The following is a 13,668-nucleotide window of genomic DNA, read 5'->3' as shown; positions in this document are numbered from 1 at the left end:
GATCGGTTTTTACAATGCCATTGACCGCCACTTGCCCGGCTTGCAACGCATGGATTGCTTTTTGCGCATGTTGTTTGTTGCGGGTCCAAATGCTGGAGCCCAAACCGTAGTCGGTTTGGTTGGCCACCTGCAAGCCGTGTTCAAGGTTATTGATCGGCATGGTGGCCATCACGGGACCAAATGTTTCTTCCACAAAAGCGCACATGCCCGGCTGAACATGGTTCAGCAAGGTGGGCGGGTAGTGGTAGCCCGGTCCTCCCAAAGGCTCGCCCCCCAGCACACATTGAGCGCCTTGCTCAATGCTTGTTTTAACCTGGGTGTGCAGGGTGTCCAGAAGGTCTTGGCGGGCGATGGGCCCCAGGTCAGTGCTCGCGTCCAAAGGGTTGCCCACTTTGAGTTTGCTCAAGCGCTCAGCAAGCATCTGGGTGAATTCTTTATAAATGCCGGATTCAATCAAAATGCGCTTGGCCGCAATACAGCTTTGCCCTGCGTTGATGATGCGAGACAGCACCACCACATCGGCTGCGCGCTCCAGGTCAGCATCAGCCAACACAATGCAGGGGTCTGAGCCACCAAGCTCCAGCACCGCAGGTTTAAGTTGTGCCGCAGCCATGGCGGCCACGCGCCGCCCACCCCGGCTAGAGCCAGTGAAACTGACGCCAGCAATGCGGGGGTCTTCAATGGCTTGCGCCACATCCGGTGTTTGCACAGGCAAGTTGACCACAATGCCAGCGGGCGCATTGGCCTCTCTGAACAGGTCGGCAATCAATTGCGCTGTGGCAGGGGTATGCGGGTCGTGTTTCATCACGCAGGTGTTGCCTGCCATCAACGCAGGGGCCAGGTAGCGGAAGGCCAGCCACACGGGCGCATTCCAGGGCAAGATGCCCAGCAGGGTGCCCAGCGCTTGGTAGGTCACATAGCTTTGGTCTGCATCCGATGCAATGGCCTCGTCGGCCAGGTGGCGTGCTGCATGTTCGGCATAGTATTCGCAGCAGGTGGCGGCTTTTTCAACCTCGGGGCCGCCTTCTTTAACGGGCTTGCCCATTTCAAGGGCCATGCTCTCGGCCAGTCTGTTTTTGTGTTTGCGAAGCTGCGCGGCCACCGCGTGCAGGGTTTTTGCCCGCTCCGCAAAGGTCAGTTGTGCCCAGCCGGGCAGGGCGGCATGTGCAATTGAAATTTGCGCGGTGATTTGCTCGCCTTGCAATGCGGCGTGTTCGGCCAGCGCTTTGCCTGTGTGTGGGTTGGTGGTTTTTAGCAGGGCTATGCTCATGATGCGGCGTCCTCCCGGGATTCGATCACTTTGGCTTGGGCGGTCTTTTTGGTGTTGTGTGCGGTGCTCAGGGTGTGCACTTTTTGGTCGGGTTTGACGCTGAAGTCGCGATTCAGCGTAAAAAACGATTCGCAGCCCGTGGAGGTGATCACAATGGTGTCGGAGATCCCACAGGTTTTGTTGCCATCCACGCCCCACATCCACGGAATGATGTGGAAGGTCATGCCCTCCTCAAGGATGGAAGATTCTCCTTGCTTCAAGCTCATGATGTAGCCTTCATCCCAACTGGGGGGGAAGGCAATGCCGATGGAATATCCCGAGCGGGTGATGAGCCGGGCGCCCACATCGTTGCGCGTGATGATGTTGCGCACCAGGTTGTCTGCATCAGACACCGTCATCCCCGGCTGAAAATACTCGTGCACAGCGTTGAGTGCGTCTTTCATGGTTTCTTGCGCTTTGTACATGGAGTCGCTCAACTCCCCCAGCACCACCGTGCGCATCATGGCGGTGTGGTAGCGCCGATAGCAACCACCCACCTCCAAAAACACATGCTCGCCCGGCATCACTGTGCGGCCTTCCCAGGTGGCGTGACCAATCATGGTCCGTGGTCCACTGGTCACATAAGGCATCACGGCGGGGGGCTCACCACCCGCTTTGAACATGGCCGAAGAAATGGCAGCTCCAATGTCATTTTCTGTGGCGCCGGCCTGGCAAGCCTCGATGCCCGCCTGCATCCCCGCCTCGGTGGCGTGCGCGGCTTTGCGCATCAATTCAATTTCTACCGGAGATTTGCGCAGGCGACCTTGCTCCACAATGCCAAAGCAGTCCAGCAGCTTGCCTTTGGTCAGCCGGGTGTGCACAAAATCTTGCTGGTAGGCCGGGAAAAAATAGCTGTTGCGTTCGTAGCCGATGCGCTTGGTGTCCAATCCGAATTCGCGCAGGCTTTCCAACAGCATTTGAATGGCGTCGCCGGTGTCGGGGTAGGGGCGCGACACTTCCACCCAAGTGCGGGCGAACACATTGGATTCCTCCAGCGCGCGGGTGATCATGAAGGGTTCGCGCTCCAGAGGCACCACCAGGGCTTGAAAAAAGGAGTACCCCGTGGTTTGGTAGTCCGTGAGGTACATGATGTTTTCTGGGTCGGTGATCACCACCGCATCTAGGCGGCGCTGCGCGATGCGTTCTCGCAGGTCGTTGATGCGGCGCTCGTATTCCTCAAAGGGAAAGGTCATGTCATCGCGTTTTCTCATGCGGCCTCCAGTGCGCGGGCAATCGCCTTTTGCAGAATGTCCATGCCTTGCTGCAGGTCTTCATCGGGAATGGTGAGCGGGGGGATCAACTTGATCACTCGACCACCGGTGCCGCAACCAGCGATTAGCAGACCGTCATCAAAGCACTGTTTGACCACCGCTTTGGACACATCGGTGGAGCCCACATTGACGCCCCAAATCATGCCTTTACCGGTCACCTCCAGGATCGGGTGACGTTTGGCCAAAGCGTCGAGTGCGTTTTTGATCCACTCGCCTTTGCGTTTGACCTCATTCATGAGGGTGTCGTCTTCGAAATAACTCAAGGCCTCTCGACCCGCTACAAAGGACAGGTTTTGCCCCCGGAAGGTGCCGGTGTGCTCCCCCGGTGCCCAGTGGCGGTCAATCTCTGGCTTCACCAGGTTCATGGCCATGGGCGTGCCCCAACCGCCGATGCCTTTGGCCAGGCACACAATGTCGGGGTCCAGGCCCATGCCATCAAAGCTGAAGTAATTGCCAGTGCGACCACAGCCTGCTTGAATGTCATCGATGATGAGCAGAGCGCCCACTTCTTTGGCGAGGCTTTGCAGGTCGCGCAGCCACTGGGCGCTGGCCACTTTTACTCCGCCCTCAGCCTGAATGACTTCGACCATGAACGCCGCTGGGGGAGCTACGCCGCTTGAGGTGTCTGTGTACAAGGCGCGCATGCGGTCCAGGCTGGGCTGGCCGCAACCCAAGGTACAGCCACGGCAGGGGGTTTCACAGCCGAAGGCTTGGTGGGTGACGTGTTGCAGCGGCACGCCCGAGGCGCCGCGAAAATAGGCATTCGCGGTGCAGGCCAGGGATCCCAGGGTCATGCCGTGAAATCCATGGGAAAAGGCCACCACCTGTTGACGGCCTGTGGCGCGGCGGGCAATTTTAAGCGCAGCTTCCACTGCGTTGGTGCCCGTGGGGCCCATAAACTGCAGCTTGTGGACCATGTTGCGTGGCTTTAATACCACCCGGTCAAAGGCCTCAATAAATTGGCGCTTGGCCACGGTGGCCATGTCCAGGCTGTGGGTCACACCATTGGATTGAATGTATTCCACCACCGCTTGTTGAATTCGTGCATTGTTATGACCAAAATTCAGCACCCCGGCGCCAGCAAAAAAATCGATGAATTCACGCCCGTCTTCGGTGGTTTGGCGAGCGTTGTAGGCCTTGTCGAACACCACGGGGTAGGTGCGGCTGTAGCCACGTACATCGGATTCTCTTTGTTCAAACACGTGCATGCTCATGGCGATTCTCCTTGCTCGGGTGTGGATGCCGCTGGAGGTAATTCCGGTCAGGGTATTGGGCTTACCTCCAGTGCAATGTTGTTATTTAATTCATTTAATGAATTACCGTACATTAATTTTTGCCGCAGGTAAAACATCGTTCAAATGGTTTAAATGTTTTTAAATATTTGTTACGTCCTTGATTCATACAAAACCTGTGCAAGTTTTATGTCCCATTAAAGCTTCCTTTAATAAACTAAATATTCTGTGTGGTTTTGTTTAATCGCGAGAGGGCAAGCGAGTGGCGGGTCCATGGCCTACAATCAACACCACACACAACCAACGGAAAAAATCATGCAGATGTGGGCACACCGGGGCAGTGGCAAGGGGCCATTGGAAAACACCCTTCATGGGTTTAACACGGCCCGGCAAGCGGGATTTGATGCCACTGAATTTGATGTCATGCTGACTGCCGATGGCGTGCCCATGGTCCATCACGATTGGGTGATGGGGCGTTGCGCGCAGTCCATTGACCCGGCCATGGCCGCCCTGGATTCAGTGACCACCTTTGAGTCGCTTCGCAGGCGTGATTTGTTGCAGTACCGCGTGGGTGGCCAGGCCATACCCAGTCTGCGCGAGGTGTTCGATTTTTGTTTGCAGCACGACCTGCGAGCCAATGTGGAATTAAAGGCCACGGGGCCAGCCAACGCCATGCGCTTGGGGCAGGCGGTATTGGCTTGCATTCACGCGTGCGCCCCCGCGCAGCAAGAGCGTATTCAAAAGAATTGGGTGTTCTCCAGTTTTTACCATGCCAGCCTTTTGCCCTTGAAAGGTTTTGATTTGGCGTTGTTGTACGAGCAGTTGCCAGACGACTGGGTACTGCATGCCGATGCATTGCAGGCCAGTGCCATTCACTTGCATTGGAGCGCGGCCACGGTCCCGGTGGTGCGGCGTATTCACACCTCGGGGCGGCGGGTGAGGGTGTACACGGGGAACGATGTCGACATGTTGCAAAGGTTGCAAGCCCTCGGCGTGCAAGGGGTTTTCACCGATCGAATGGAGTTTTCCAAAGCCCCTTTTTAAGCGAGTGGGCCGTATAATGGTGGGTTACGTCCAACGTTGAACCCCCAGAAGGTGCCGTTCCAATGAAAGCCGCCGAAATCCGCGACAAATTCTTGAATTTCTTTGCCTCCAAAGGCCACACCATTGTGCCTTCCAGCAGCCTGGTGCCCGGCAACGACCCCACCTTGTTGTTCACCAATAGCGGCATGGTGCAGTTCAAAGATGTGTTCACCGGCAAAGACAACCGCCCCTACACCCGCGCCACCTCCAGCCAGCGCTCGGTTCGGGCGGGTGGCAAGCACAACGATCTTGAGAACGTGGGCTACACCGCACGCCACCACACCTTCTTCGAAATGCTGGGCAACTTCAGTTTTGGCGACTACTTCAAAGAAAACGCCATTCAGTACGCCTGGGAGTTGCTCACCACGGTGTACAAGCTGCCTGCCGAACGTTTGTACGTCACGGTTTATCAAGAAGACGACGAGGCTTACAACATCTGGAACAAGCAGGTGGGCGTGCCCGCAGAGCGCATTATTCGAATTGGCGACAACAAAGGCGCACGCTACGCTTCCGACAACTTCTGGCAAATTGCTGACACCGGCCCCTGCGGCCCTTGCACAGAAATTTTTTATGACCACGGCCCCGAAGTGTGGGGTGGTCCACCCGGAAGCCCCGAGGAAGATGGCGACCGTTATATCGAGGTCTGGAACCTGGTGTTCATGCAGTTTGAACGCACCGCCGATGGTGTGTTGCACCCCCTGCCCAAACCCTGTGTTGACACCGGCATGGGGCTGGAACGCATTGCTGCAGTGCTGCAGCATGTGCACAGCAACTACGAAATCGATTTGTTCCAGGCGCTCATTGCAGCGGCCGCACGCGAAGTCAACGCGCAAGGCAATTCGGTTGAACTGACCCACAACAGCCTGAAGGTGATTGCAGACCACATTCGCGCCTGCTCTTTTTTGGTGGTCGATGGCGTCATTCCCGGCAACGAAGGCCGTGGTTATGTGCTTCGCCGCATTGTTCGCCGCGCCATACGCCACGGTTACAAACTGGGTTGTCGCAAGCCATTTTTTAGCGCCATGGTGCCCGACCTTGTGGTGCAAATGGGCGAAGCCTACCCTGAGTTGGCCAAAGCAGCCAGCCAGGTGCAAAACATTTTGCGAGCCGAAGAAGAGCGGTTTTTTGAAACCATCGAAAACGGCATGGCCATTTTGGAAGGTGCGCTTGCAGCCTTGCCCAAGGGCGGCACGCTCGATGGTGAAATCGCATTCAAACTGCACGACACCTATGGCTTCCCGCTCGACCTCACCGCTGATGTATGCCGCGAACGCGACATGGGCGTGGACGAAGCTGCTTTCGACGCAGCCATGGACAAGCAAAAGCAGCAGGCGCGTGCTGCCGGCAAGTTCAAAATGGATGCAGATTTGGCCTACAGCGGTGTATCCACAGAATTCAAGGGTTACGAACAACTGGAGGTGGCCAATGCAAAAATTACTGCCATTTATGTCAACGGCTCCTCGGTGAACAGCATTTCGGCCGGGCAGCGTGGCATCGTGGTGCTGGACCAAACGCCCTTCTATGCAGAAAGCGGTGGGCAGGTGGGTGACCAAGGCCAAATCAGCAGTGGCACGGCTTGTTTGAATTTGTTCCGCGTAGAAGACACGCAAAAAATTCAGGCCAATGTGTTTGGTCACCATGGTGAGTTGGTCACTGGCGAACTCAAGGTGGGCGACAACGTGGGTGCACAGGTTGACCAAATCATGCGCGGGCGCACCGTGCGCAACCACAGCGCCACCCACTTGATGCACAAGGCATTGCGCGAAGTGTTGGGCGATCACGTGAGCCAAAAAGGCTCTTTGGTCGATGCCGACAAAACCCGCTTTGACTTTGCCCACCACAGCCCCATGACGCCAGAACAGATCGCTCAGGTTGAGCGCATTGTGAACGAAGAAATTTTGGCCAATGCGCAAACCGAAGCGCGCATCATGGACATTGAAAGCGCAAAAAATGCCGGTGCCATGATGCTATTTGGCGAGAAGTACGGCGACACGGTGCGCGTGTTGGACATTGGCAGTTCGCGGGAGCTGTGCGGCGGCACGCACGTACAGCGCACGGGTGACATCGGTTTGTTCAAAATCACCAGCGAAAGCGGGGTGGCAGCGGGTATTCGACGCGTGGAAGCCACCACCGGCCTGGGTGCCATGGAATTTGCGCAGCAGGCCCAAGCCCAGGTGGATGCCATTGCTCAAAGTCTGCGTGTGCCCGCCGGTGAAGCCACCGCCAAAATTGGGCAGTTGCTCGACCAGGTCAAGGGCCTTGAAAAAGAGTTGGCCCGCCTTAAAAGCAAGCTGGCGGCTAGCCAGGGCGATGACCTGGCTGGGCAGGCTGTGGACGTGGACGGCGTCAAAGTGCTGGCCGCCAAGCTAGAAGGCGCCGACGTGAAGCAGCTTCGCGAGGCGGCCGACAAACTGCGCGACAAGCTGGGCAATGCCGCCTTGGTGCTGGCGGCTGTGGCCGATGGCAAGGTCAGCCTGATCGCTTCGGTGAGCAAAGACGCCACAAGCAAAGTGAAGGCGGGCGAACTGGTGAATTTTGTGGCCCAGCAAGTGGGTGGCAAAGGCGGTGGCCGACCCGACATGGCACAAGCCGGCGGTACGCAGCCCGAGCACCTGGATGCAGCGCTGGCCAGCGTGGTTGATTGGGTTAAGGCCCGGTAGGCCAGCAGGCACACCATGAGCAAAACCGTTTTCAAATACTGCCCCATGTGCGCCACGCCGCTGCACGAGGTGCAGCACACTGGCCACATGCGCATGGTGTGTGACCAGTGCGGTTTTGTGCAGTGGGGCAACCCGGTGCCCGTGGTGGCAGCGCTGGTGGAATACCAAGGCAAAATTCTGCTGGCGCGCAACGTGGCTTGGCCTGCACATTTTTATGCGCTCATCACCGGTTTTCTGGAGCGCGACGAAACACCCGAAAGCGGTGCCATCCGCGAGCTTAAAGAAGAAACCAACCTCGACGCCGTGCACAGCGAGCTCATCGGCGTGTACCCCTTCCCCATGAAAAACGAAGTGATCATGGCTTACTACGTGAAAGCCGAGGGGCGGGTGGAGTTGTCTGAAGAGCTCGCTGACTATAAATTGGTGGACCCAGCGCAATTGCGCCCTTGGCGAATGGGCACCGGCTTGGCCATGGCCGATTGGCTCTTGGCGCGTCAGCTGCCTGTCAATTGGATTGAATTAAAATAATGGTGCCCAAGCACACCGATAACAATGCAACACCTAAGTAGTAGAAGGAGCACAACACATGAACTTTGATCGTGAAGTGGACGCCAGTGGCCTGAATTGCCCCCTGCCCATCCTGAGGACCAAAAAGGCTCTGGCCGAAATGCAAAGTGGCCAAGTCTTGAAAGTGACCGCAACCGACCCGGGTTCTGTGCGCGACTTCGCCATGTTTGCCAAGCAAACCGGCAACGAGTTGCTGCAGCAGTCCGATGAATCCGGCTCTTTCATTTTTTTCATGAAACGCCGCTGATGCCACAAATCTGGGGGTTGGCATGAGTGTTGTGTTGCCCAAGCCCCCGGTGCCCCACCATTGGCTGTTAGACGCCAATGTGCTGTTTTCAGAATGGTCGCGTGGACTGATGTTTATTCTGGCCCGCACCCACCAAGCCCAACTGCACTGGACCCCCACCATTGAACATGAGTGCTACCGCAACCTGGTGCGCTTGGGCAGGCTACACCCTGAGGACGCCGCGCTGGAACAAGCGCGATTGCCCTTGGAACTGGGTGGGCAGCTTTACACTGACGACGCACAGGCTTACCTCGCCGATGTAAAAGCTGTGGATGAGAAAGACCGCCATGTGGCTGCCAGTGCCTTGGCTTTGCGGCATCGTTTGCAGGCCCCGGTTGCGTTGCTGACCTGGAACATCAAAGATTTTCCCCGCAAACCCTTGCTCAAGCTGGGGTTGGTGCGTTACACCCCCGATGAATTGTTCACTGAGTTGATTCAATGCCCGGTCAAGGCCAGCCACACCTTACAGGCAGCGGCAGGTCACTTGCAGAGCACCTTGTCCCAGCGCCCACGCCTGCACCCAACAGCCTATGAACAAGCAGCCAGGCCTTTGCCAAACACCCGCCAAGACTGGCTGGAATTTTTGGGCCGTAACCGCCAGCACAAAACAGCACGGCTGTTACAGCGAGCCCAGAACGATTCATAACCCGTTCTGGGTAGACATTTTTTGTTAACCCAGTCGTAATATTCCAAAACATTGGTGGGGTATTTTGCATGCTTCGTTTGGTTTATTCATCGGTTCAAACACGCACATTGGAAGCTGCTGCTTTTGAGGAGTTGTGCAGGAAAGCCAGCCTAAAAAACCGCGGCATGCAAGTCAGCGGCATGTTGCTGTGCAATGGCAAAGAATATTTGCAGTGTCTGGAGGGTCCCACCGACAAAGTATCGACCATTTATGCAGCCATTGTTGAAGACCCACGCCACACCGACATTCGGCTGGTATTTCACCAAGCGGTAGACACCCGCTTATTCGAGGGCTGGCACATGGCGGGGTTGTGGAAGCCCGAGCAACTCTTGCAGAGCGGCGTACGCCTGCCTTATTCCATGTTGGATCCTTACTTTCAACGCCCCTGGCATGTGCTGGGCTCGGCGGCCGCCGATTTGTTGTTTGAATGTGCAAGCATCAAGGCCAATCTTGAGCGCGGGGGGCAACAAGATCTGCTCAAGTCGATCGTGCTTACCAATACAACATAGCCCAGCCTTCTGGCCTTGGCCTGCCCCCGTGTTTTCGAGCATTGACCCGCCCGGCCGGCAACTCTACTCTGCCCCTTATCAGTTGTTGTCACTTGGGAGCTAAGCAGCATGAGTCGTATTCTTTCCCGCACAAACCATTTACCCCGTATCCCCTTGGCCTTGTTGGGCGCGCTGTTGTTGCCAACAGGCGCCGCAATCGCTGGGCAGGACAATGTGGTGAAAATTACCCCGCTGGGCGGCCAGGCCGGCGAGTTTTGCCGCTTTGACCGCGCCTTGGTGTTTGAGGACCCCAATGGCACCCGCGTGTTGTACGATGCGGGCCGCACGGTGGCCGGGGCCGATGACCCCCGCCTGGGCAAGGTGGATGTGGTGTTGGTTAGTCACATGCATGGCGACCACTTGGGCGACCGGCACAATGCCGCCCCTGACTCGGGCAGCTGCGACAAACCCGACATTTCTGTGGTGGCTGCACCCATGCCCAGCAGTGTCAGCATCGCGGTTAAAAAAGGCGCAAAAATTGTGACCGGCAGCGAAATGCCATCCTTTTTTGCCAGCAAACTGAGCCAAGCGGGTGGCGACCCGGCCAATTCGGTGCTGGTGCGTTTTGGCGCCATGCAAACGGTTGGCGGGGTGCAAATTACCACCGTGCCGGCAGCACACAGCAATGGTATTGCAGCCGATTTCATGGGGCCACGCCTCTCGGAGCTCATGAAAGAAAGTGGCATCACCGCCTACGCTGGGCCCCCCACAGGCTACGTGCTCACATTCACCAATGGTCTGGCGGTTTACCTGAGTGGTGATACGGGCATTACAGCAGAACAAGATTCCGTGGTTGGCAAATATTACAAACCACAACTGGCAGTGATGAACATTGGCGACACCTTCACCACCGGCCCCAAGGAAGCTGCCCATGTGGTGAACCAGTTGGTCAAACCCCGCGCGGTCATTGCCAGCCATGCCAACGAAGTTGCCACCCAGCAAGGCAGGGTGGTGGCGGGTAGCCGCACAGAGCAGTTTATTAAAGCCGCCACCATGCCAGTGCATGTGCCCTTAAGTGGCAACACCATGGCCTTCAACGCCAAAGGCCAGTGTGTTGCCGGCTGCTAAAAACCTGCTGAGCTTTTAGCCCAGTTTTTTGTACTGGGCTTGCAGCTTTTCCAGGGTGGCGGTGAATTCGCCCAGGCGGGCTTTCTCTTGGTCCACCACCGCAGCCGGTGCGCGGTCAACAAAGCTGGTGTTGCCCAGTTTGGCCTCGCACTTTCCAATCTCTGCTTCCAGCTTGCCAATTTCTTTGTTCAACCGCGCGCGCTCGGCCTCCACGTCAATTTCTACGTGCAGCATCAGCTTCAATTGGCCCACAATTTGTACCGGCGCCATGGAATCGGCGGGCAGGGCATCCACCACCTCCACCTGCGTGAGTTTGCCCAAAGCGGCCAGCACTGGCCCGGTTTTTTGCAGGAAGGCACGTTGAGCCTCATTGCCCTCACAGCTTGCAATCAAGGGCACTTTTTCAGCGGGACCCAGGCCCATTTCGCTGCGCAAAGAGCGCACCGCGTCCACGGCTGCTTTTAATTCGGCCACGTGCGCCTCGGCGGCCTCATCAATGCGGGACGGCACGCTCACTGGGTAGGCTTGCGTCATCAGATGGGCTTTTTCGCCCTCGGCACGGCGACCAGCCACCACACTCACCGTTTGCCACAACTCCTCGGTAATAAAAGGAATGATGGGGTGAGCCAGGCGCAAAATGGTCTCCAGCACCCGCACCAGGGTGCGGCGGGTGGCGCGTTGTTGCGCCGGCGTGCCGTTGGCAATTTGCACCTTGGCAATTTCAAGGTACCAGTCGCAGTACTCGTCCCACACAAACTGGTAAATGTTTTGGGCAATCAGATCAAAGCGGTACGTGTCGAAGCCTTGGGCAATGTCAGCCTCTACCCGTTGCAGTTGGCTGACAATCCAGCGGTCGGCCTGTGAAAAATCAAGGTAGCCTCCTGGGGTACAAGCGTCGGCGTCGTGCTCGCTTAGGCCGCAATCCTGGCCTTCGGTGTTCATCAACACAAAGCGGGTCGCATTCCACAGCTTGTTGCAAAAATTTCGGTACCCCTCGCAACGCTTTTGGTCAAAGTTGATGTTGCGGCCCAAGGTGGCCAGGCTGGCAAAGGTAAATCGCAGGGCATCGGCGCCGTAGGCTGGTATGCCATCCGGAAATTCCTTGCGGGTGCGCTTTTCAATCTTTGGCGCATCCTGTGGTTTGCTCAAGCCGGTGGTGCGTTTTTCAAGCAGCGTGTCCAGGCTACAACCATCGATCAGGTCCACGGGGTCAAGCGTGTTGCCCACCGATTTGCTCATTTTTTTGCCTTCGGCGTCACGCACCAGGCCATGCACGTACACGGTGTTGAAAGGCACCTGGCCTGTGAAGTGGGTGGTCATCATGATCATGCGAGCCACCCAAAAGAAAATGATGTCAAACCCGGTCACCAACACGGAGGAGGGCAAAAAGTGCTTGAGCTCTGGCGTTTGCTCAGGCCAGCCCAAGGTGGAGAAGGGCACCAGCGCAGAGCTAAACCAAGTGTCCAGCACGTCCTCGTCGCGTTTTAGACTGCCCGTGTAGCCCGCCTGTTGGGCCTGTGCTCGGGCCTCCTCTTCCGTGCGGCCCACAAAAATTTGCCCCTGTTCGCCATACCAGGCCGGTATTTGGTGGCCCCACCACAGCTGGCGAGAAATACACCAGTCTTGAATGTTGTTAAGCCATTGGTTGTAGGTGTTCACCCATTGCTCGGGCACAAACTTCACTTGCCCGCTGGCCACTGCGTCGATTGCTTTTTGGGTGATGCTTTTGCCGGTGGTGTCACCATCGGCCACTCTGCTCATGGCCACAAACCATTGGTCGGTCAGCATGGGCTCAATCACAGCCTTGGTGCGGTCGCCTTTGGGCACCATCAAGGTGTGCTTTTTGATGTTGCCAAGCAATCCTTGCGCCTGCAGGTCTTCAACAATCTTGTTGCGGGCCACAAAACGGTCCAGGCCTTGGTAAGCCGCCGGGCCGTTTTCGTTTACTTTTGCATCGAGGGTCAGAATATTGATCATCGGCAAGCCATGGCGTTGCCCCACCGCATAGTCGTTAAAGTCGTGTGCTGGGGTCACCTTCACCACCCCGGTGCCAAACTCTTTGTCGACGTATTCATCGGCAATGATCGGCAATTCCCGGCCGCACAGTGGCAGACGCACTTTTTTGCCAATCAGGTGTTGGTAGCGGTCGTCTTCGGGGTGCACCATTACGGCGGTGTCGCCCAACATGGTTTCTGGCCGGGTGGTGGCCACGGTGAGGTGGGTCAGCCCCTTCGCTGTGTCCGGCTCCACCAAGGGGTAATGAATTTCCCACAGGCTGCCCTCGGTTTCTACGCTTTCTACCTCCAGGTCAGACACGGCGGTGTGCAGCACAGGGTCCCAATTCACGAGGCGTTTGCCGCGGTAAATCAGGCCTTGTTGGTACAGACGAACAAACACCTCGGTCACGGCCTTGGAGCAGGCCTCATCCATGGTGAAATATTCGCGGCTCCAGTCCACGCTGGCGCCCATGCGGCGCATTTGGCCGGCAATGGTGCCGCCTGATTTTTCTTTCCAGGACCACACTTTTTCTACGAATTGTTCCCGCCCCAGGTCGTGGCGCGTGATGTTTTGTGCTGCCAACTGGCGCTCCACCACAATTTGGGTGGCAATGCCAGCGTGGTCGGTGCCGGGCTGCCACAGGGTGTTGTGGCCGCGCATGCGGTGGTAGCGGGTCAGCCCATCCATGATGGTTTGGTTGAATGCGTGGCCCATGTGCAGCGTGCCCGTGACATTGGGCGGTGGCAACTGGATACAAAAGTCGGGCTTGCCCTCCACGGTGCTGGCTTTGGCCAACTGTTGCTGTTCCCAGGCTGGGCCCCAGCGAGATTCAATGGAGGAAGGATCAAAACTTTTGTCAAGCGTCATATTGGTGAAATCGGAGAAAAAATCGTTCAAACAATGGGTTAGCACGCATTATAGCCGCTGGATTGACCCCGAAAAGCCGCCCTTATTCGATGAA

11 protein-coding genes are annotated in these 13,668 nt (G+C 57.0%); 7 read left to right on the top strand and 4 right to left on the bottom strand.

All coding sequences use genetic code 11. From position 1 onward, the window contains the following. From ACEQU8_RS00835 to ACEQU8_RS00825, 3 genes are all read right to left on the bottom strand, one after another. Positions 1–1,270 (bottom strand): aldehyde dehydrogenase family protein (locus ACEQU8_RS00835; RefSeq protein ID WP_370260796.1); only part of this gene is annotated, 1,270 nt, incomplete at its 3' end. Next, positions 1,267–2,520: an ectoine hydrolase gene (doeA, locus tag ACEQU8_RS00830; RefSeq protein WP_370260795.1), complete on the bottom strand. Its 1,254-nt coding sequence runs from the start codon at positions 2,518–2,520 to the stop codon at positions 1,267–1,269. The genes doeA and ACEQU8_RS00835, both read right to left, overlap by 4 nt. After that, a complete protein-coding gene (locus ACEQU8_RS00825; RefSeq protein ID WP_370260793.1) occupies positions 2,517–3,794 on the bottom strand; it encodes an aspartate aminotransferase family protein in 1,278 nt (425 codons plus the stop codon). The genes doeA and ACEQU8_RS00825 overlap by 4 nt, the downstream gene beginning before the upstream one ends. Before the next feature lie 333 nt (positions 3,795–4,127). Here ACEQU8_RS00825 and ACEQU8_RS00820 point away from each other — a divergent pair, with 333 nt between their 5' ends. The 7 genes from ACEQU8_RS00820 to ACEQU8_RS00790 all read left to right on the top strand — a co-directional run bounded on the left by ACEQU8_RS00820 (position 4,128) and on the right by ACEQU8_RS00790 (position 10,709). Then, on the top strand, positions 4,128–4,856 hold the full coding sequence (locus ACEQU8_RS00820) for a glycerophosphodiester phosphodiesterase (RefSeq protein ID WP_370260792.1): 729 nt from the start codon (positions 4,128–4,130) through the stop codon (positions 4,854–4,856). A 62-nt stretch (positions 4,857–4,918) separates the two neighbouring features. Next, positions 4,919–7,555: an alanine--tRNA ligase gene (alaS, locus tag ACEQU8_RS00815; protein WP_370260791.1), complete on the top strand. Its 2,637-nt coding sequence runs from the start codon at positions 4,919–4,921 to the stop codon at positions 7,553–7,555. Between the two features lie 15 nt (positions 7,556–7,570). Beyond that, on the top strand, positions 7,571–8,083 hold the full coding sequence (locus tag ACEQU8_RS00810; RefSeq protein ID WP_370260790.1) for an NUDIX domain-containing protein: 513 nt from the start codon (positions 7,571–7,573) through the stop codon (positions 8,081–8,083). A 58-nt stretch (positions 8,084–8,141) separates the two neighbouring features. Then, positions 8,142–8,369: a sulfurtransferase TusA family protein gene (locus ACEQU8_RS00805; protein WP_370260788.1), complete on the top strand. Its 228-nt coding sequence runs from the start codon at positions 8,142–8,144 to the stop codon at positions 8,367–8,369. A gap of 22 nt (positions 8,370–8,391) precedes the next feature. Further along, the gene (locus tag ACEQU8_RS00800; RefSeq protein ID WP_370260787.1) at positions 8,392–9,054 is read left to right on the top strand and encodes a PIN domain-containing protein; all 663 of its coding nucleotides are present in this window, start codon (positions 8,392–8,394) and stop codon (positions 9,052–9,054) included. 68 nt (positions 9,055–9,122) lie between these two features. Next, complete coding sequence (locus ACEQU8_RS00795) at positions 9,123–9,602, top strand: BLUF domain-containing protein (protein ID WP_370260786.1); 480 nt, start codon at positions 9,123–9,125, stop codon at positions 9,600–9,602. Between the two features lie 108 nt (positions 9,603–9,710). Beyond that, on the top strand, positions 9,711–10,709 hold the full coding sequence (locus ACEQU8_RS00790; protein WP_370260785.1) for an MBL fold metallo-hydrolase: 999 nt from the start codon (positions 9,711–9,713) through the stop codon (positions 10,707–10,709). A 15-nt stretch (positions 10,710–10,724) separates the two neighbouring features. On the opposite strand, the gene ACEQU8_RS00785 is transcribed toward ACEQU8_RS00790, so the two are convergent. Next, a complete protein-coding gene (locus ACEQU8_RS00785; RefSeq protein ID WP_370260783.1) occupies positions 10,725–13,574 on the bottom strand; it encodes a valine--tRNA ligase in 2,850 nt (949 codons plus the stop codon). Between the last annotated feature and the right edge of the window lie 94 nt (positions 13,575–13,668).

Source organism: Limnobacter sp., assembly GCF_964228395.1.
Taxonomy (GTDB): domain Bacteria; phylum Pseudomonadota; class Gammaproteobacteria; order Burkholderiales; family Burkholderiaceae_B; genus Limnobacter.
Note: the sequence above shows the minus strand (reverse complement) of the source record. Positions and strands in the feature narration are given on the sequence as shown.